The organism is Bartonella sp. AR 15-3 (assembly GCF_002022445.1).
GTDB lineage: Bacteria > Pseudomonadota > Alphaproteobacteria > Rhizobiales > Rhizobiaceae > Bartonella.
Genome location: NZ_MUYE01000001.1, coordinates 1,432,117 through 1,451,657 on the forward strand (window position 1 = coordinate 1,432,117; position 19,541 = coordinate 1,451,657).

The following is a 19,541-nucleotide window of genomic DNA, read 5'->3' on the forward strand; positions in this document are numbered from 1 at the left end:
TTATTTTCAGGCTATAGATTTTTTTAAGAGTCTTTCTTATCTATGATCCCAAAGTTCACAAAAACGCTGAAGTAGGCTGCGTCTTTTTTCTACGTCTAAAATATTTGAAGCAGACAAAGCGCTATTTAAATAATCTTTAGCTCTTTTGACTGCATCAAATAAAGGTTCTGTAGGTAAAAATGCTGCAATTGCAGCGGAAATGGTACAACCTGTACCATGATTATTAGTTGTACTGAGACGAGAAGCTTCCAGCATCACACTCCCCTTGGAATTACAATAAATATCAGGACTAGTAAAATCGTAATGATTTGTAGTCTTTCAAGCAAGAACATCTAAATACCCTCCTTTCAATAAAACAGTACCACAACCCAATGCCAAAAGTTGCGGACTTTGCTGACACATAGCGTCTAATGACCATTGTATTTCACGATTCAATAATATTTTTGCTTCATGTAAATTTGGTGTAATCAATGTTGATATAGGAATAAGAATATTATGAATAATTTCAATCACATCAAGTTTCAAAAGAACATCACCACTCTTTGCCACCATAATTGGATCAAAAACAATGAAACGGGCCTTATAATAAGCCAAATGTTCTGCAATGACTTGTCCAATCTGAGCATTCACCACTATCCCAATTTTAACAGCATCCACACAAATATCTTCAAACACCAAATCAATTTGGTCGGTAACAAAAGATGAATCCAATGCTTGAAAAGCACGTACACCCTGTATATTTTGTGCAACAACAGCTGTAACTACGCTCATACCATAAGCTTTCATTGCTGAAAAATTTAAATCGACTTGCATTCCAGCTCCTCCCAGAAGGGTCAATACCAGCAATATGGATAAAATTCATGGAATACACTCTTTACCAATCTGTAATGTCATATGGTTCTTTCCTGATAATTTTAAATACTTTAAAGAAGTACTTAAAAAAGTTTTAATTAAAGATGTTTTCTCATATAAATTGCATTATAAATAGAATTTCTTGGTATACATGAAATGGAAAATGTAGTGCTTATCTTTCGCTCTCTTCTTTTTACATTCGTTTTTTACATAACAACCTTTGTACAGATGATTCTTTACGCGCCTTTCTATTTTTTAATGCCGCGTAAGCAAGCGTGGATTGTGCCCAAAATATGGGCGCGTATTACACTGTTTTTGCAAAAACACATTGCTGGAACAAATTATGAAATTGAAGGCATAGAAAACCTCCCGAGTGGGGCTTACATCATTGCTCCAAAACATCAATCCGCATGGGAAACTTTTAGCCTTGTTCCCTATTTTAATGATCCCGCTCTCATTATAAAACGTGAATTAATGTGGATTCCCTTCTTCGGTTGGTACATGGCAAAAACACAAATCATTCCGATTAACCGGACAAGTCCTATTAAAGCTCTTAAAATTATTTTACACAATGCAAAACAAAAAGCGAAGCAAGGGCGTGAAATTCTCATTTTTCCTGAAGGGACGCGTAAACAACCTGGTCAAGATCCAGATTATAAACCAGGAATTACTGCTCTTTATAATGAACTTAAACTTCAAGTTGTACCCATTGCCCACAATGCTGGTTTATATTGGCCACGTAATAATTTTCGTCGCTATCCAGGAACAATTCGTGTCCGTATTCTTCCGCCTATTAAAACCGGCTTAAGTAAACGTGATTTTTTAGACCAACTCATTCAAAAAACAGAAAAAGCTTGTGATGAGTTACTTTTATTAGCTGCTCAAGACCCCAATCCTCCTCCTATGCCACCTTCTGCGGTTAAAAGACTTCAAACACTTGGTCATAATTGGAAAGGACCTGTGCGTGATTAAATATTCATCTTCTTTATGTATATACAAAATCCTTATAATAAAATTAAAACAGTGCTGGATTACTTAAATCTAAAAATAATGGGGGAATTTACTTTATGCGCCAACTCTTCCACACACTTTTTTTCTCTTTCATTTTAAGTATGATAGGCTCTCTAACTCTAGCCCATCCTTTCATCTCTGTTGACGCTACAACTGGACGAATATTAAAGCATAACCAAGCTTTTGAACGTTGGTATCCTGCTTCTTTAACAAAATTAATGATGACTTATGTTATTTTCCGAGCCATGAGCACAGGAGAAATTTCACCCCATAAGCATATCACCATAAGCAAAAACGCAGCGCAAGCGCCTGCCATCAATTCAGGTTATAAAGCCGGTTCTGTTCTTACACTTGATACGGCCTTAAAAATTACTTTGGTTAAATCCACGAATGATTTAGCTATCGCTATAAGTGAAGCTATTTCCGGTTCACAAGAAGCCTTTGTGAAACAAATGAATGCAGAAGCTCAACGTCTAGGTATGTTTGGAACCAATTTTACAAATACAAGTGGATTGCCAAATCCAAATAATTACTCCACAGCACGGGATATTGCTCTTTTAGCGGTTCAAATCCGTCGAGAATTTCCTCAATATACTCATTATTTTTCTATTCCAGCCATTGATTTCGGTAATGGGCAAAAAATTCAATCTAATTCAAATAATCTTATTGGTCGTTTTGATGGCATAGATGGCATGAAAACAGGATTTATTTGTGCTTCCGGTTTCAATCTTGTCGCTTCAGCAACCAGAAATAAGCGAACAATTATCGTTGTTATTTTAGGATCAGACAGTATCAATAAAAGAGAAGAAAAAGCAGCAGAATTGCTTAATGCAGGATTTTCAGATAAAGGGTCTCCTCAATCAACATTAGCAACATTAGAACCTTATGGTACAAAAATATCACAAATAACCGATATGAGACAACAAATATGTACACCTGAAGCTATAAAAACGCGTTTAGATTCTTATGATGAAAAAGGAAATATTATTCTCACCTCGCCTTTAATCACTGCTTTACCTCCTTCTATTCTTCCTTTGCAAGTAAAACTCATTAGCGCACCGAAAACATTGAAAATCAATGGAAAAGTAGTACGAGAAATTCCCATTCCACGTAAACGGCCTCCCTATCACTATATGACAAAAGCAGTTAATCACATTTAATATTTCAAATGCAAACAACACGTATTCCTGTCACTCTTATTACCGGTTTTTTAGGTTCTGGTAAAACAACTTTGCTTAATTATTTGCTGCAAGATCCTCTTTTAGCTAACAGTGCTGTTATCGTTAACGAATTCGGTGAAATAAGCATTGACCATCTTCTTGTTGAAAAAGCAACAGAAGGAATTATTGAATTAACAAATGGCTGTTTATGCTGCAATTTACGCAGTGATTTAGTCGATATATTAGTTGATTTAATTGATTACACTCAAACAAAATATCTTAAAAAATTGAATCGCATTATAATTGAAACAACAGGTTTAGCTGATCCTGCCCCTATTTTACAAATTCTTTTAAGCCATCCTATCTTAGCTCAAGCATTAGATATTGATGCTGTTATTACAACATTTGATGCATTAAACTCTCCTCCTATTCTCGAATCTCATCCTGAAATACAAAAACAATTGGCTCTTGCTGACAAAATTATTCTTACAAAAACCGATCTTACAGACCATACAATTCCCCTAGATTTTCTCATCAACAAACTCAAAGCTCTTAATCCCGCAGCGCAAATTATCACTTCCCATTCTGACCAATGCAGTCCACATGAATTAGTAAATAAAATAATTTGGAATAAAAGAGAAGCTAACATAGAGCTAAAAAAATGGCTCCCCACTTTTTCACATAATCATTATCAAAATTTTCGCGCTTTTTCATTAGACTGTAATGAACCGCTTCACCCTGCTACTTTAAACATTTTTCTAAATCTCTTAAAAGATCTTTATGGTGAAAAATTACTCCGTGTAAAAGCCATTATCGCATTGCAAGATAATCCGCATAGTCCACTTATTCTTCATGGGGTACAAACATTTTTTCATCCACCAATAAGGCTTCCGGCATGGCCAAAAGGCATCACAAAGACTCGCTTTGTCATCATTACTCACAATATTGAAAAAGAGGCAATACAAAAACTGCTTGATGCTTGTTTAAATAAACCAGCAATAGATACTCCAGACAAAACTGCTATTTTAGATAATCCTTTAGTTATTCCAGGAGTAAAATTTTAATCTCCTTTGCACATTAACAAATCAACTACTCACACACAACTTATTTTATATCACTCTTATAACTGAAGGATCGTATATGCTCAATATAGCTCATCCTTATAAAGCTACCGAAACTGAAGTTTCATTAGCAAAATGATCAAAAACATAACGTTTATTATAAACAGTAATTTTGGGAGGTTTACGATTTCTTTCAAAAAAATCATAGCCTTCTTTGAGCATCATCCAGAATTCATAATGAGGACTCATATGATGGCGTTGCATATTAACATCGGTCATACGAAAAGGAAAAGCATGTAACTGAAACTCTTTTTGCCCACCCCTAAAAGCATCTCGCGCAAAGGCATAGATTTGAGCCATATTCCTATCATTCATTGAATAACAACCTACAGAAGCACAGGCTCCATGAACCATAAGATAACTCCCTGTACGGCCATGAATTTGATCATAAAGATTAGGAAAACCTATATTAAAAGAAAGATAATATTTCGAATAAGGGTTCATTTGATTTTCCTGAACGGTATAAAAACCTTCTGGAGCTTGCAAATCGCCTTCTCGATATTTAGGTCCAAGCTGGCCTGACCATTTGCAAATATCATAACTTACAACAAGAACAAATACTCCTGAACGATTTTGTTTCCAAATTTCAGCAATATTATCTTCCTTAAAAAATCGCATCATAATCGGTGCATATTGATCAATATCATGAATAGCCATTTTATCAAGGATTTCTCGAGGCAATGACTGTGCAATTTTAGCTTTGAAAGAAGTAGGTAATCTCTCCTGACATGCCATCAACATTCCCGTTACAATAAAAAATACTGTTGAAAACAATTTATTTAATTTCATTGAATAAAAGGGCTCCGACGGTAAATATATCAACTCAAAGAACGACCAATTTGAAGATATTTTTCCCAACGCTCTTTTTTAATAGTTTCTCCATCTTTTCCAGCCATAGACTTTAAAGCATCTGTAATTATATTACCTGTTGATTCAATTACAATTTCTTTTCCCCGATGAGCTCCTCCCAAAGGCTCAGGAATAATACCATCAATAATCTGTAACTTATAAAGATCTTGAGCAGTAATGCGCATATTCGTTGCAGCATCCTTTGCACGAGCTGAATCACGCCATAAAATAGAAGCCGCACCTTCTGGTGAAATAACCGAATAAATCGAATGCTCCAACATATAAACTTTATTGGCTGCAGCAATTGCTATTGCTCCCCCAGAACCTCCTTCTCCAATAATAACAGAAACAACAGGAACCTGTAAGCGTAAAGTTGCAGCTGTTGATTGAGCAATTGCCTCTGCCTGTCCACGTTCTTCAGCACTCACTCCAGGATAAGCACCTGCCGTATCAACAAAAGTCAGTAATGGCAATTGAAAACGATCAGCCATTTCCATAATACGTGCAGCTTTGCGGTATCCTTCTGGACGTGCAGAACCAAAATTATAGTGCAAACGGGTTTGTGTATCATAACCTTTTTCTTGACCTATATAAGCAATTGCTTCACCCTTAAAGCGTGCAAAACCAGCTTGAATAGCTGCATCTTCAGCGAATTTACGATCACCTGCCAAAGGTGTAACATCAGTCAACAATTGCGCTGAATAATCCATAAAATGAGGTCGATCAGGATGACGAGCTACCTGTGTTTTTTGCCACGGTGATAATTTTTTATAGAGATCTCTCAAAGCTGTTTGAGAACGCATTTCAAGACGCGCAATCTCATCACTCATATTAAGACTATCTTTTTCCTGAGCGATTTTTTTTAATTCAAGAATTTGCAGATCAAGATCGGCAACTGGTTTTTCAAAATCAAGATAATTATACATTGCATCCAACTTATTTTGTATAATTTATATACTTATAATTTATTTTTAAAGTATTTTTCAAAAGATAATCTTTTCTTTACCCACTCTTACACTGATCAATAAGCGGATGATGTTCATTAACCAAACGATGCAGCCTAGCTTCCAGTACATGTGTATAAATTTGAGTTGTAGAAATATCACAATGACCTAATAAATGTTGAACCGCACGCAAATCAGCCCCATTTTGCAACAGGTGGCTTGCAAAAGCATGGCGCAACACATGAGGAGAAAAGTTTTCACTTTGTATTCCTGCTCTTTTAGCGAGATCTTTTAATCCGCGAGCAACAAATTGGCGTGCAATATATCCAGTCGATGAACGAGCAGGAAAAAGGTAAAAACTTGTTGCATCTTTTCCCTGATCACGCAAAATCAACCATTGCGACAGAACTTGACGTGCCTTCTCTGATACAAGTACCACTCGCTCTTTTCCACCTTTACCGCGAACCAAAATAAATGCCTCTTTTCTTCGTACAGCTTGAACCGGAAGACTGACTAGCTCACTGATACGTAATCCTGTCGCATAAAGCATTTCAAGAAACACCCAAAGACGCAAAGCACGGTAATAATTCTGGGATCCATACTCCGCTTGATCTGTCTCCAATTGCGCAAAATCAAGTAATTTTGTCACCGCATCTTCACTGATAATTTTCGGCAAAGGGCGTCCTTGACGCGGTGAATCAATATCATTAGAAGGATCATCTTCTCTTAATCCTTCAGCATAAAGAAATTGAAAAAATTGACGTAAAGTTGATAACCGACGTGCTTGTGAAGTTGCAGCGCAACCAGCAATCTGCATGAGCGATAAAAGATTGATCAAATCTTCTCTTTGCGCCGAAAAAAATGAAATAGAGCGCGAAGATAATTTATTTTGTGCCCATTGTAAATCATGTTGATAAGCTAAAAGTGTACGAACAGAAGCACCTCGCTCCGCACTCATCATTTCAAGGAAACGATCTATGACAGCATTATTTTTCATGTATTTTCTTTCGAAGATTCCTTTAACAAATCTAAAGGCACATCAACGTTTATATCCACCATCACTGGTTGAACATAAACTACAAGTGCGATCATAATGCTAAAAAGAATAATAATTAAAATGAAAAATATTATTAAAAATCGGGTTAATGTTGGCATGAAACAAACTATTCTAAAAAAAAATCTTAATTTTCTATCATATCTGATAAAGATTAACAGGTATTGACTTTAAGATAGATAGATATCAAAATAAAATCATAAATAATAATTGTTCTAAGAATATCCTCACAACACAAATAAAAAATCAACTGTTACTTTATATTAACTAATGAACACGCTCATATTCGTTTGTCTTATGAGCGCAGGAAAATCAATCATTGAAAAACATATTGTCATCATGCGTAATTTACTTTTTTATGATATTAATAAAATAGAATTTCACACTCTTGAGCAAAGCATCATTTAAATATCTTTTAAAAATCTCTCTCATTTTAGCAACAAGCGGAGGAGCTTATATACCGAAAACCATATACAAAATGAGGTATCCATATGGCTCAAAACAGATCTTAATATTCTCATTGAATATGTTTTAAAGCATCCCACTCGACTATTGCTTCAAAAAAAGACTAAAAAAATCATCAAGAACTTATAGAACAACGCTACCCTATCCATTTAAAAGCAAACTTAATGATTAATCACAGAAAACGTAGAGTAGCACAAAATTTATACGATCCGCATAATGCTCCTTGCACAAAAAAATATATGAAACTAGAGCACACAATTTACTAAATCTTGGCAACACATTTGGTTTACCTACAAAATTACAGGATATTCCAGAGACTGAAATGTTAATGACCTTTATAGCATAAGATAAGAAAATCTCAGAAAATAGTCTAACTATCCATCCTAACACGGGAACTCAGTCAATTATTTATTGCAAAACATATTACACCGAATGTCATTCTAACTAAATTTTTAAAAACAAAAATTAATGAAACCGCATTAATAAATATTTATAATGATTGATTAACTTCACCGCTTTCGCTATAAAATTAACGTGATTGGGTCTGCGTAGCTCAGTAGGATAGAGCACAGGATTCCTAAAAAATTGGGCACTTTCAGAAGAAATTCTAAAAGTGAATCTGCTCAAATTCGGGGAAAACTTCACAAGAATTTGTATGTCAATCCCGAGCTAAGTCTCTTTTTAAACAAAGAGAAAAGTGTAGAGACTGAACGGGCAGCACCTAAAAAGCATAAGCTTTAAGGTGAAGAGACAGTCCAGACCACAAACAGTTTTTTTGATAAAGCTGGCGGTGAAAATCGAAGTGGTATGAATCCTGGGGTCGTAGGTTCGAATCCTGCCGTAGACACCACTCCATAAATTACAATCATTACTTTGAATAATTAAGGAAACATTATGAAAAAATTCTACTTAAGTTTATTATTGTTCAACCCAATTACTGCCTTCGCGGGCTCTTTGGTAATTAATGTACCAGATGTTCCGGAACCTATAATAACTAATGTTGTTTATCAATGTGATACTGGAACAAATAAAGAAAAAGTCGAAGCAACTTATCTTAATGCTGATAATATCTCGTTAGTTGATTTTAAATGGAAAGGTGAGCGCATTATCGGTTCAAATGTTATCGCTGCTTCAGGATCAAAATATGCAGGAGCCCAGTATATTTGGTGGGAATCTAAAAATGAAGTTACACTTTTTGATCTTATAAATGATCCAGAAGAAAAAAAACCTATTTTTTGTAAAATAGAAGATAAGCAATAAAATAAGTTTTTATCGATTAGTTTTACATTCGTTTAAACTTTATGTTTCTTCTTTTTACTAAATAAAAGAGAAAGTGGTTTTTTTAAAGAATTCTCTGATTGATCTCGATAGGCTGCTGTTTGTGACAACAACATAGAAGTTATTGGTGTTGTCATAAACAAAAAAATCATCAACAATATTTCGTGAACAACAAATTCATGATCGACAAATATTGAATAAAAAAAGGAAGCAATAATAATACTGCTTCCCCCCCAACTTGTACTCAATGAAGATGTATGCAAACGTTCATAAAAGTTGGAAAAACGTACAAGCCCTATCGTTCCAATGAGAGTAAGACTAGATCCCAATATTAAAAAAATGCTAATTATAATAGCGCCCCAAAGTGAAATATCATCCTTCATTCAATAATTTCTCCACGCATTAAAAATTTTGCTAAAGCGATACTTGATATAGGGCCTAAAAGGCTAATAATGAGAGCAGCTTCAAAAGAGATAGTTGTCCCTGAACGAATATCAAACGTCAGAAATAAAAGGATAGCTGCCATATAAAGAGCATCCAAACCAACAATTCGATCTTGTGCTCTTGGACCACGAATCAATCGAAAAAATGCTAGAATCATTGCCAAACTTAAAAAAAGCTGTGAAAAATAAAGTCCCCAATAAAGAATAACCATACTCATGAAAAAATCTCCAAAAGTAACTGCTCATATCGCTGTTTGATCAACTGTTCATAATCATTCCCATCTATTAAATTTAAGACGTGAATTAAAAGTTCACTATTATTGCTATTATAAGCAATCCAAACGGTGCCTGGAGTTACTGCCAAGATGCATGCTAAAATAGTTAAAGCTATCTGACTCTCAAGCACTAGAGGGATAACAACAAAACCAGATTTTTGTTTTTTACACCTTTTTGTTAAAATTAACCAAGCGACTGAAATATTTGAAGAAATAGAATCTATAAATACCCGAAATAATAATAGAAAAACCGCTTTCCAATTTTTAATGGTGGCTGTCTTCACCTCAATAAGCTGCATCATAAAACTACTTAACAAAGCAATAATAATGCCTAAAAGAAATTGACCTAAATTAAAACCGTTTAAAATCATCCACATTAAAACAATCGCACAGCTAAAAAAAGGATAAGAAAAAAAACGATTCATCAATTTTTCTCCATATTTTGTAGAGAAAAATCAGTTAAAACACTACTGATATAATTTTTAGGATAATGTAAAACTTTAGCCGTTTCATACATATAATGGCTAACAAATCCAGCCATAATTGTTATAACAAAACATAATGCTAAAAGAGCAGCAATAGGTGTAAATTCGGTTACTTGCGCATGTGGAATTTTACCTTCAAGAGAAACCCAAAAAATCCGAATACCGGCTCTTGTCATTGAAATTAAAGTTGAAAAACCAGAAATAATAACAAAAATTATAAAAAGCCAATCTTGTACACCTGGTATATATACAGCAGAACCCCCTTCTTTTGGATTAAAAATTGCCATAATCATCATAAATTTCGCAATAAAACCAGACAAAGGTGGTAATCCAATAATTAAAATAGCACAAATACCAAAACAAGCACCAAGAATTGCTAAAGTTACTGGTAAATAAGTACCTACTTCATCCTCCTCTTCCTCTTCTTCATCATTATACGCTTCTGTTGTAACAGCTAAAACATCAGCAGCGACATCCTGATTCCGCTCAACTAATTCTATCAAAAGAAAAAAAGCTCCCAAGGCTAAAGTTGAAGAAACAATATAAAAAAGTGCCCCCGCTGTTAACCCTATATTTCCTGTTCCAATTGCTGTTAACAATGTTCCAGAAGATACAAGAACACTATAAGCCGCTAAACGTCCCAAAGCTTGACTCGCCAATACTCCAATAAAACCGAAAGTTAAAGTCGCAAGTCCACCATAAAATAAAATCGTATAACCGAAATGGGTAAAATATCCACTTTCAGGACCAAACCATAACAATGTTAAACGTAAAATAACATAAATGCCCACCTTGCTCAAAATCGCGAAAGAAGCACTCACAGGAGCTGCTGCTGCATCATAAGTTGGTACCAACCAAAAATTAAGTGGCCACATACCCACTTTAAGCAATAAAGCAACACTCAAAAGTGCTGCACCTATTTCAAATAAAATAATATCTGTAGAAGCTATATATTTTATTTTAATTGCCAAATCAGCCATATTAAGCGTGCCTACTACTCCATAAATCAAAGCCGTACCAGTTAAAAACAAAAATGAAGCAAAAAGATTAATCACTATATAATGCATACCAGCACGAACTCGTGACTGTCCCGATCCATGTAAAGCAAGCCCATAAGAAGCGGTTAACATAACTTCAAAAAATACAAATAAATTGAATAAATCACCTGTTAAAAAAGCACCATTAATCCCTACTATTAAAAACTGCATCAATGACTGAAAATGAGGCCCTACCTTACACCAATAAGTTTGTGAGAAAACAAATGTAGCGGCAATCAATAAACTTGAAAGTAAAAGCATCAAAGCACTTAAACGGTCAAGAACCAAAATGATACCGAAAGGAGAAGGCCAATTACCAAGCCGATAAACATCTGAAGCCGGCGCTACCTCAAGAGTACGCATACACAGCAAAATAGAAATAATAATCAACAAACCCGCAGAAGAAAGACTAATAAGCGATTTAAGCTGTGAATTACGTTCATCATAAAAAAGAAGAAATGCTCCAGTACTTAATGGCAAAAGAATAGGCAAAATAAGTAAATGATGTAACCAGGCTTCCATCACTTTGCCTCATGTCCATCAACGTGATCCGAACCCGTTAAGCCACGTGATACCAAGAGAATAACCAGAAATAAAGCTGTCGTCGCAAAACTAATCACAATTGCTGTTAAAACCAAAGACTGCGGAAGAGGATCAGCATAATTTGCTGGATTGATCGTATGAGATGGATCAACGATAGGGGCTGCATTACTACGAGGTCTACTTACTGAAAAAATAAAAAGATTTATTCCATAAGAAATTAATGACAAACCAAGAATAACCTGAAAAGTTCGTGGACGTAAAAGAAGCCAAATACCTGACCCAACGAGAACACCAATGGCTAAAGAAAGAACCACTTCCATTAATTTTCCCCTTTCTTCAAATTAGGTTTCTTACCAATTCGATAAACTCGAATTGATTGGTGCGCAATTGCAATTAAAATAAGAACAGTCGCGCCCATCACTAAAGAAAACACACCTAAATCAAATAAAAAGGCAGATGCAGTAGGAACTTTCCCAATCCAAGGAAGATTCGTATATTGAAAAAAAGACGTTAAAAAAGGATATTTAAAAAACCAAGAACCGACCCCTGTTGCTACCGATAATAATAAACCGAAACCCATCCAACGCAAAGGCAAAACCCTTAAATGACTCTCCACCCAACGAATATTAGTAGCGAGATATTGTAAAATAAATCCTATTGCCAAAGTAATACCTCCAGCAAATCCACCTCCTGGAAGATCATGGCCACGCATAAATAAATAAATTGCAAAAGTAATAATAATAGGAAAAAGCCAATGCATAATAACAGAAGGAACGGCTAAATAATCGAACAAAGTATCCTCGTCTTGACGATTAAGCTGTTCTTTATTAAAAGTCATATGCGTATGTTGTTGAAAAGGAGTTATGCTTTCAGGTGCAGGACGAAAACGTCGTAAAAGCGCAAAAACAGTAAGTGCAACAACGCCTAAAACTACTATTTCTCCCATTGTATCAAAACCACGGAAGTCAACTAACAAAACATTTACAACATTGCGCCCACCAGCATCAGAATAAGCTCGTGTTAGAAAAAAATCAGAAATTGTCATTCTTTGTGGACGCGTCATTACCGCAAATGATAACCATGCTATACCTGCACCACTGACAAATGCTATGATAAAATCACGAACACGACGTAAATACACTAAAGATCCAACAGATACAGAAGAGGTAGAATAATGCAAACGCTTAGGTAACCAGCGCAAACCAAGAAGTAACAATACTGTTGTCACTACTTCAACAACCAATTGTGTTACCGCTAAATCAGGAGCAGAAAGCCACAAAAATGTTGCACAAGTCATTAAACCAGCACCTCCCAGCAGCATTAATGACACAAAACGGTGAAACTTTGCCTGCCAGGCAACTAAAAATGCACAAAATCCACCAATCAACCAAATAACAATAAAAGGAAAATCAAGAGGAAAAAGCGGCACTGGTCCTGCTAAAACTAACCCGTCACGCCACAGTAAAAGACCAACAAATGCAAAGCACACGTAAAGTACCCAACATAATTGAACTTGTAAACGACGTGTTGATAAAAGAGATTCTGCTGCACATGCCCATTTCCAAGAAATAATTATAAAAATTCGCTCAAAAATACGCAATCTTTTTAAAGAACGAAAAAGAGGAACTCCCTCATCACATGATAGAAAATAGCGATGACCTAAAATATAAAGCAATGCCCCCCTGATAAAGCAACAAAACTCATAATTAATGGAGCATTAAAACCATGCCAAACAGCCAAATTATAGGAAAATGTTGTTGGTCCTAAAACAGCTACTATAGCATTATCTAAAATAGCTCCCATTGTTAAATTAGGAAAAATACCCACTGCCAAACAAATAAAAACTAATAATTCTATTGGAAAACGCATAAAACGTGGTGGTTCATGCGGTTGTTTGGATAAATGAACAGGATCAGATCCAAAAAAAACACTATAAATAAAGCGTATAGAATAGGTTACACTAAACAAACTGGCTAATGTTGCTATATAAGGTGTGATCCTATTCAACCAAGATTCCATATGAATTTCAACTGTTTCAGCAAAAAACATTTCTTTTGATAAAAAACCGTTAAGTAAAGGAACACCAGCCATTGCAGCACTCGCAACTAAAGCAAGAGTTCCTGTAATAGGCATATAACGAAAAAGGCCTGTCAGTTTACGCATATCACGCGTACCTGTTTCATGATCAATAATACCAGCTGCCATAAATAATGATGCTTTAAAAGTAGCATGATTAGCCATATGAAAAATTGCTGCAACACAAGCAAGGGGACTGTCAAGACTCAAAAGCGTGGTAATTAAACCAAGATGGCTAAGCGTTGAGTAAGCAAGCAGCCCTTTCAAATCTTGCTGAAACATTGAACAATAAGCACCAAGAAGCAATGTTATCAATCCCGAAATCCCAATAAGCCAAAACCAAACTTCTGTTCCAGATAAAACAGGCCATAATCGAACAAGTAAAAATAAACCCGCTTTTACCATTGTCGCCGAATGTAAATAAGACGATGCGGGTGTTGGAGCAGCCATTGCGTTGGGTAACCAAAAATGAAATGGAAATTGTGCACTTTTTGTTAATGCCCCTAATAAAACACAAATAAGAACCGGAATATAAAGAGAACTCGACCGAATGAGATTTCCAGATTCTAACACCTTATCCAGATCAAAACTGCCAACAATATGGCCAATCAATAAAACTCCGATCAGCAGTGCAAAACCCCCTAAACCGGTAATTGTTAAAGCTATACGCGCACCATCACGTGCACTGGCATTATGATACCAATAACCAATCAATAAAAAAGAAAAAATACTGGTAAGTTCCCAAAAAATCACCAAAAATACGAGATTTCCTGATAAAATTATTCCTGTCATTGATCCCATAAAGGCTAGAAAAAAGGAAAAAAATCGTGGAACTGGATCTGCTGGATTCATATAATAGCGCGCATAAACAACAACAAGAAATCCTATCCCTGTAATTAAAAGGCAAAAAAGCCATGATAAACCGTCTATGCGGAGGGTTAGATTAACTCCCCACTCTGGAATCCAAGCAAGATCTAAACGTACCACACCGCTTCTACAAATCGCTGGATACAGCATAATTGTCAAAAGAAGGCTAAAAAGTGCAACAGCTCCGGCAAACCAGGCTTCATTATTTCTAGCAGTTGAACGAAAAAAACCAATGATAACACTACCACTAAAAGGAAGCAAAACAAGCAATATTAATATTGCTTCCCGTGTTGTCATTAGCTGAACTCCATTTTATTTTTAATATTCTATCATTGGTAAAATAAAAAATGTAAAATCATTCTTCCTTTCACACTTACAATAATAGATTTAAATAAAACTTAAAAATGTAAAAAATTTTTACAAAATGATCACTTCATGCACAAAACCCATATAAAATATTTCAAAGTTTTTACCTTTTATATTCTTTACCCTTTGAAAAAACTTGACAAACATTGCTTGCGGGGCCCATGAAAAGGTTGATAACTATTATCATTTTGAGTATAAGAACGATAATGAGCTTTACAATAATCAATATGTTGCTTCACATTCCACAGCTCTTTTTTTTCTAAAGAAGTAATGAATTTATCTTTTTGAGTTGATATAATCTTTAGGGGCATATCTTTCACATCTGAAGATGTATACGCAACAAATGCTTTTTCAGGATACCACCAGCCATCGCTATATTTGCGATAACCATGCCGATAATGACGATAACCTTTAAAACCATTCAGTTCCTTACGCCCAGTAATTGTCAAAAGAGGTGAATCATTTTGAACAGAAAGCTGATCAACCGCTTTTGCCTTAGCATCATTCTTGTACACAATATTAGAAATATTGGTCGTTATAATGAAAATACTGACAATCGTTACAATAGACAAAATGGAATTTAAGTTTTTAATAGTAAACATAATATACATCTCAAAACAATTGAATAAAAACAAATTACAGAAAGTCTTCTTACTGCCAAATAAAAATAGATTTTCTCACTGCTATTTTTTCCTTGAGACATTCTGTTGCTATATGTACTAAACGTTAATATGAACAATAAGATCCTTCAAATGAGAACAAATAACAAATGATTGAGACTCCCTATTATCTTATCGATAAATCTAAACTCATAAAAAATATGAAGACTATTGCTCATTTACGAGCAATATCAGGAGTGAAAGTTTTACTTGCTTTAAAATGTTTTGCAACATGGAGTCTCTTTGATATTATGTCCCAGTATATGGATGGCACCACATCATCATCTCTTTATGAACTCCGTTTAGGAAAAGAAAAATTTGGCAAAGAAACTCATGCTTATTCAGTTGCATGGGCCGATGATGAAATTGATGAAGCCTGTAGTTATGCAGATAAAATCATTTTTAATTCAATTCAACAATTGCAACGTTTTGCTAACGCAACAAAAAATATTCAACGGGGTTTAAGATTGAATCCAGGGATAAGTGCATCAAATTTTGATCTTGCAAATCCCTCTCGTCCTTTTAGTCGTTTAGGAGAAACCAATCAGGATGCTATTAAAAAAGTCTTACCTCTCATTAACGGTTTACTGATCCATAACAATTGCGAAAACAGTAATTTTAATCTTTTTAATCAAATGCTTAACCAAATTGAGGAAAAATTTAAAGACCTCTTTGTTGCAGTTGACTGGGTTAGCCTCGGCGGGGGAATTCACTTTACCGCTGAAAATTACCCTTTAGAAGATTTAGCAGAACGTTTAAAATGTTTTTCTCAAACTTATGGCATAACTGTCTTTTTGGAACCAGGAGAAGCCGCTATTACCAAAAGCACCACATTAGAAGTTAGCGTTCTTGACACATTATATAATAAAAAAAATCTCGCTATTGTTGACAGTTCAATTGAAGCGCATATGCTTGATCTTTTAATCTATCGTGAAAATGCCAAATTAGAACCAAATCACGGTCCCTATGAGATTATGGTTTGCGGTAAATCCTGTCTTGCTGGAGATATTTTTGGAACATTTCAATTTCCTAAACCTCTGAAAATAGGTGACAAACTATCCTTTCAAGACGCTGCAGGATATACAATGGTTAAAAAAAACTGGTTTAATGGCGTTGCAATGCCTGCCATTGTTACTAAAGAATGCAATGGCGTCTTAACACTTCAACGTAAATTTAGCTATAACGACTATAAAAATAGCCTTTCATAACGAACATAACAGATAAAAATCATCATGCAGCAATATTAAAAGGAGATGAACTCACAATGAAAAAAAACGTTCTCATTATTGGTGCTGGCGGTGTTGCACAAGTTGTTGCACATAAATGTGCCCAATACAATGATATTCTTGGTGAAATCCATATTGCCTCACGAACACAAAAAAAATGTGATGCAATCATTTCTTCCATTCAAGAAAAAAAAGCCATGAAAATAGAGGGCACAATTAAAAGCCATGCACTCAATGCAATGAATGTCGGAGAAACTGTCAAACTTATTCAAAAAACAAAATGCGAAATCGTTATCAATGTTGGTTCCTCTTTTCTTAATATGTCAGTTCTTTCAGCCTGTACTGAAACCAAATGCGCTTATATAGATACAGCAATTCATGAAGACCCTTTGAAAATTTGTGAAACCCCCCCTTGGTATGGCAATTATGAATGGCCCAGACGTCAAGAATGCAAAAAAGCTGGCATCACTGTTATTTTAGGAGCAGGTTTTGATCCTGGTGTTGTTAACGCTTATGCAGCATTAGCACGTGATAATTATTTTGATACGATTACCGATATTGATATTATTGATATCAATGCTGGAAATCATGGATGTTGGTTTGCTACAAATTTTGATCCAGAAATTAATTTTCGGGAATTTACAGGACAAGTATGGTCATGGCAAAATAGACGATGGACTTCTAACCAAATGTTTGAAATCAGTCGTGAATGGGATTTACCCATCGTTGGAAAACAAAAAGCTTATATGACAGGACATGATGAAATCCATTCATTGTCCAAAAATCTTGATGTTCCCAATATTCGTTTTTGGATGGGTTTTGGTGAACGTTATATTACTGTCTTTACCGTTCTTAAAAATCTTGGTCTCTTATCCGAACAGCCTATCAAAACAGCAGAGGGTCAAGAAGTTGTTCCTTTAAAAGTTGTAAAAGCTGTTTTACCTGATCCAGCCTCTTTAGCACCAAATTATACAGGAAAAACTTGTATTGGAGATCTTGTGAAAGGCACAAAAAATGGAAATCCAAGAGAAGTTTTTATTTATAATATAGCTGACCATAAACAAGCTTTTAACGAAACTGGTGCACAGGGAATTTCTTATACAGCTGGAGTCCCTGCAGCAGCTGCTGCCATCCTTATTGCTACAGGCGAATGGGATGTAAAAACTATGGTGAATGTGGAAGAACTGCCACCACATCCTTTTCTAAAATATCTCGATCATATGGGACTTCCAACTTATGTAAGAGAACAACAGAACGATAAGAAATTACAATTTTAGTTTATTCGTACAACGAAAATACAATAAAACCGCTTTTTTAAAGGCGGTTTTATCAAAACATAAAGATATTAGGGGGGACAAATCCTCCATCCTGCTTTCAAAAAGGACTACGAAACCCTGTTAAAAAGTAATTTTAGGTATGAATAGGTTTAGAAAATGTCGCTAAAGCTGCTTCCCGCACTGCTTCCGATAAGGTAGGATGTGCATGACAACAACGCCCTAAATCCTCCGATGAACCACCAAATTCCATCAGAACTGCGATTTCATGAATCATTTCACCCGCACCAAACCCAAGAATATGCCCACCCAAAACCTGATCTGTCTTTTTATCAGCAAGAATTTTAACAAATCCATCATTTTTTTGCATTGCGCGAGCACGCCCATTTGCCATAAAGGGAAACTTTCCAATGTTATAATTAATACCTAACGCTTTAAGCTCTTCTTCTGTTTTACCTACACTAGCGATTTCTGGTTGTGTATAAACAACACTGGGAATAACATCAAAATTAACATGACCTCTTTGACCAGCTAAAATTTCAGCCACAGCAACACCTTCTTCCTCAGCTTTATGGGCCAACATTGGACCTTTGACGACATCACCAATCGCATAAATTCCTGGAATATTGGTTTGCCACTGTGCATCTATCTTAATAAAACCGCGTTCATCCATCTGAACACCTGCTTCAGCTAAACCAAGCCCCTTTGTATAGGGAGAGCGTCCTGTGGCAATCAAAACAACATCAGCTTCTAAAGTCTCTGCAGCACCGCCTCGAACAGCTTCAAAAGTTACCTTAGCAACTGAATTAGATTGAGTAACGGCTGTTACCTTCGCACCAAGCCTATATTCAATTCCTTGTTTTTCCATCAACTTCTGAAATTGCCGTGAAACTTCACCGTCCATTGATCCTAAAACTTTATCAAGAAACTCTACAATAGTAACTTTAGCGCCCAAACGACTCCACACTGAACCAAGCTCTGAACCGATAACACCCGCACCAATAACTACCATGCGTGTAGGAACTTTTTCAAGTGCAAGCGCTCCTGTCGAAGACAGAATCACCTTTTCATCAATTTCAACACTCACACCTGGAATACCTGATACATCTGAACCCGTAGCGATAATAATATTTTTTGTTGCAACCTTGTGTTGATTCCCATCTTTGGTAAGAACTTCAATCTGACCTGCACCTAAAATTTTCGCGTGGCCATGAAAAGTATCAATTTTATTTTTTTTCATCAAAAAAGAAACGCCACTTGTATTGGCTGTCACAACAGCCTTTTTATGTGCCATCATTTTATCAAGATCAAGCTTAACTTGAGAAACAGAAATACCTAACTTATCAAAGCCATGTTGTGTTTCAGCAAATAATTCTGAGGCGTGTAACAATGCTTTAGAAGGAATACAGCCAATATTAAGACACGTACCACCCAATGTTGCACGTTTTTCGATGATCGCAGTTTTGAGACCCAATTGAGTAGCTTTTATTGCTGCTACATAACCACCTGGACCAGCTCCAATCACAACAATATCATAAGACATCTGTCTCCCCTTT

At 35.5% G+C, this 19,541-nt stretch carries 16 protein-coding genes and 2 pseudogenes; 6 read left to right on the forward strand and 12 right to left on the reverse strand.

The window, feature by feature from the left end; all coding sequences use genetic code 11:
• Nucleotides 1-36 precede the first annotated feature (36 nt).
• Nucleotides 37-862: pseudogene (gene thiD / locus BAR153v2_RS06455) on the reverse strand (bifunctional hydroxymethylpyrimidine kinase/phosphomethylpyrimidine kinase).
• Between the two features lie 146 nt (nt 863-1,008).
• Here thiD and BAR153v2_RS06460 point away from each other — a divergent pair.
• The 3 genes from BAR153v2_RS06460 (at nt 1,009) to BAR153v2_RS06470 (ending at nt 4,087) form a co-directional block, all read left to right on the forward strand.
• Nucleotides 1,009-1,824, forward strand: coding sequence for a 1-acyl-sn-glycerol-3-phosphate acyltransferase (locus BAR153v2_RS06460; RefSeq protein ID WP_078680785.1), 816 nt, complete (start codon nt 1,009-1,011; stop codon nt 1,822-1,824).
• A 95-nt stretch (nt 1,825-1,919) separates the two neighbouring features.
• Nucleotides 1,920-3,023 (forward strand): D-alanyl-D-alanine carboxypeptidase family protein, encoded by a 1,104-nt coding sequence (locus BAR153v2_RS06465; RefSeq protein ID WP_078680786.1) that lies wholly within the window; start codon nt 1,920-1,922, stop codon nt 3,021-3,023.
• Nucleotides 3,024-3,031: 8 nt separating this feature from the next.
• Nucleotides 3,032-4,087: a GTP-binding protein gene (locus tag BAR153v2_RS06470; RefSeq protein WP_078680787.1), complete on the forward strand. Its 1,056-nt coding sequence runs from the start codon at nt 3,032-3,034 to the stop codon at nt 4,085-4,087.
• 96 nt (nt 4,088-4,183) lie between these two features.
• On the opposite strand, the gene BAR153v2_RS06475 is transcribed toward BAR153v2_RS06470, so the two are convergent.
• From BAR153v2_RS06475 to BAR153v2_RS06485, 3 genes are all read right to left on the reverse strand, one after another.
• The gene (locus tag BAR153v2_RS06475; RefSeq protein WP_078680788.1) at nt 4,184-4,933 is read right to left on the reverse strand and encodes a murein L,D-transpeptidase family protein; all 750 of its coding nucleotides are present in this window, start codon (nt 4,931-4,933) and stop codon (nt 4,184-4,186) included.
• A 29-nt stretch (nt 4,934-4,962) separates the two neighbouring features.
• Nucleotides 4,963-5,919, reverse strand: a complete 957-nt coding sequence (locus tag BAR153v2_RS06480) for an acetyl-CoA carboxylase carboxyltransferase subunit alpha (protein WP_078680789.1) — start codon at nt 5,917-5,919, stop codon at nt 4,963-4,965.
• A 76-nt stretch (nt 5,920-5,995) separates the two neighbouring features.
• Complete coding sequence (locus tag BAR153v2_RS06485; RefSeq protein WP_078680790.1) at nt 5,996-6,934, reverse strand: site-specific tyrosine recombinase XerD; 939 nt, start codon at nt 6,932-6,934, stop codon at nt 5,996-5,998.
• Between the two features lie 1,416 nt (nt 6,935-8,350).
• On the opposite strand from BAR153v2_RS06485, the gene BAR153v2_RS06490 reads away from it, so the two are divergent.
• The gene (locus tag BAR153v2_RS06490; protein ID WP_078680791.1) at nt 8,351-8,716 is read left to right on the forward strand and encodes an MliC family protein; all 366 of its coding nucleotides are present in this window, start codon (nt 8,351-8,353) and stop codon (nt 8,714-8,716) included.
• 32 nt (nt 8,717-8,748) lie between these two features.
• Here BAR153v2_RS06490 and mnhG read toward each other — a convergent pair whose 3' ends face one another.
• From mnhG to BAR153v2_RS06525, 7 genes and pseudogenes are all read right to left on the reverse strand, one after another.
• Nucleotides 8,749-9,117, reverse strand: coding sequence for a monovalent cation/H(+) antiporter subunit G (gene mnhG / locus BAR153v2_RS06495; RefSeq protein ID WP_078680792.1), 369 nt, complete (start codon nt 9,115-9,117; stop codon nt 8,749-8,751).
• A complete protein-coding gene (locus BAR153v2_RS06500) occupies nt 9,114-9,395 on the reverse strand; it encodes a K+/H+ antiporter subunit F (protein WP_078680793.1) in 282 nt (93 codons plus the stop codon). The genes mnhG and BAR153v2_RS06500 overlap by 4 nt, the downstream gene beginning before the upstream one ends.
• Nucleotides 9,392-9,877 carry a Na+/H+ antiporter subunit E gene (locus BAR153v2_RS06505; protein ID WP_078680794.1) on the reverse strand — a complete coding sequence of 162 codons (486 nt, stop codon included), beginning with the start codon at nt 9,875-9,877 and terminating at the stop codon, nt 9,392-9,394. The genes BAR153v2_RS06500 and BAR153v2_RS06505 overlap by 4 nt, the downstream gene beginning before the upstream one ends.
• Complete coding sequence (locus BAR153v2_RS06510; protein ID WP_078680795.1) at nt 9,877-11,496, reverse strand: monovalent cation/H+ antiporter subunit D; 1,620 nt, start codon at nt 11,494-11,496, stop codon at nt 9,877-9,879. Before BAR153v2_RS06510 ends, BAR153v2_RS06505 begins: the two co-directional genes overlap by 1 nt.
• Nucleotides 11,496-11,837, reverse strand: coding sequence for a Na+/H+ antiporter subunit C (locus BAR153v2_RS06515; RefSeq protein WP_078680796.1), 342 nt, complete (start codon nt 11,835-11,837; stop codon nt 11,496-11,498). The genes BAR153v2_RS06510 and BAR153v2_RS06515 overlap by 1 nt, the downstream gene beginning before the upstream one ends.
• Nucleotides 11,837-14,757: pseudogene (locus tag BAR153v2_RS06520) on the reverse strand (monovalent cation/H+ antiporter subunit A). Before BAR153v2_RS06520 ends, BAR153v2_RS06515 begins: the two are co-directional and overlap by 1 nt.
• 188 nt (nt 14,758-14,945) lie before the next feature.
• On the reverse strand, nt 14,946-15,428 hold the full coding sequence (locus BAR153v2_RS06525; protein ID WP_078680797.1) for a BA14K family protein: 483 nt from the start codon (nt 15,426-15,428) through the stop codon (nt 14,946-14,948).
• A 167-nt stretch (nt 15,429-15,595) separates the two neighbouring features.
• On the opposite strand from BAR153v2_RS06525, the gene BAR153v2_RS06530 reads away from it, so the two are divergent.
• Both BAR153v2_RS06530 and BAR153v2_RS06535 read left to right on the forward strand, forming a co-directional pair.
• Nucleotides 15,596-16,693: a carboxynorspermidine decarboxylase gene (locus BAR153v2_RS06530; RefSeq protein ID WP_078680798.1), complete on the forward strand. Its 1,098-nt coding sequence runs from the start codon at nt 15,596-15,598 to the stop codon at nt 16,691-16,693.
• Between the two features lie 56 nt (nt 16,694-16,749).
• Entirely contained in the window at nt 16,750-17,988 is a 1,239-nt protein-coding gene (locus BAR153v2_RS06535) for a saccharopine dehydrogenase family protein (protein WP_078680799.1), read from the forward strand.
• Nucleotides 17,989-18,121: 133 nt separating this feature from the next.
• Here BAR153v2_RS06535 and lpdA read toward each other — a convergent pair whose 3' ends face one another.
• Complete coding sequence (gene lpdA, locus BAR153v2_RS06540; protein ID WP_078680800.1) at nt 18,122-19,528, reverse strand: dihydrolipoyl dehydrogenase; 1,407 nt, start codon at nt 19,526-19,528, stop codon at nt 18,122-18,124.
• Nucleotides 19,529-19,541 lie beyond the last annotated feature (13 nt).

Excerpts from the sequence above, each read along its gene's own strand:
- lpdA (WP_078680800.1), bottom strand. The coding sequence starts at position 19,528 with ATGTCTTATGATATTGTTGTGATTGGAGCTGGTCCAGGTGGTTATGTA.
- BAR153v2_RS06515 (WP_078680796.1), bottom strand. The coding sequence starts at position 11,837 with ATGGAAGTGGTTCTTTCTTTAGCCATTGGTGTTCTCGTTGGGTCAGGT.
- BAR153v2_RS06510 (WP_078680795.1), bottom strand. The coding sequence starts at position 11,496 with ATGGAAGCCTGGTTACATCATTTACTTATTTTGCCTATTCTTTTGCCA.
- mnhG (WP_078680792.1), bottom strand. The coding sequence starts at position 9,117 with ATGAAGGATGATATTTCACTTTGGGGCGCTATTATAATTAGCATTTTT.
- BAR153v2_RS06485 (WP_078680790.1), bottom strand. The coding sequence starts at position 6,934 with ATGAAAAATAATGCTGTCATAGATCGTTTCCTTGAAATGATGAGTGCG.
- BAR153v2_RS06535 (WP_078680799.1), top strand. The coding sequence starts at position 16,750 with ATGAAAAAAAACGTTCTCATTATTGGTGCTGGCGGTGTTGCACAAGTT.
- BAR153v2_RS06480 (WP_078680789.1), bottom strand. The coding sequence starts at position 5,919 with ATGTATAATTATCTTGATTTTGAAAAACCAGTTGCCGATCTTGATCTG.
- BAR153v2_RS06525 (WP_078680797.1), bottom strand. The coding sequence starts at position 15,428 with ATGTTTACTATTAAAAACTTAAATTCCATTTTGTCTATTGTAACGATT.
- BAR153v2_RS06470 (WP_078680787.1), top strand. The coding sequence starts at position 3,032 with ATGCAAACAACACGTATTCCTGTCACTCTTATTACCGGTTTTTTAGGT.
- BAR153v2_RS06500 (WP_078680793.1), bottom strand. The coding sequence starts at position 9,395 with ATGAGTATGGTTATTCTTTATTGGGGACTTTATTTTTCACAGCTTTTT.
- BAR153v2_RS06490 (WP_078680791.1), top strand. The coding sequence starts at position 8,351 with ATGAAAAAATTCTACTTAAGTTTATTATTGTTCAACCCAATTACTGCC.
- BAR153v2_RS06530 (WP_078680798.1), top strand. The coding sequence starts at position 15,596 with ATGATTGAGACTCCCTATTATCTTATCGATAAATCTAAACTCATAAAA.
- BAR153v2_RS06505 (WP_078680794.1), bottom strand. The coding sequence starts at position 9,877 with ATGAATCGTTTTTTTTCTTATCCTTTTTTTAGCTGTGCGATTGTTTTA.
- BAR153v2_RS06475 (WP_078680788.1), bottom strand. The coding sequence starts at position 4,933 with ATGAAATTAAATAAATTGTTTTCAACAGTATTTTTTATTGTAACGGGA.
- BAR153v2_RS06460 (WP_078680785.1), top strand. The coding sequence starts at position 1,009 with ATGGAAAATGTAGTGCTTATCTTTCGCTCTCTTCTTTTTACATTCGTT.
- BAR153v2_RS06465 (WP_078680786.1), top strand. The coding sequence starts at position 1,920 with ATGCGCCAACTCTTCCACACACTTTTTTTCTCTTTCATTTTAAGTATG.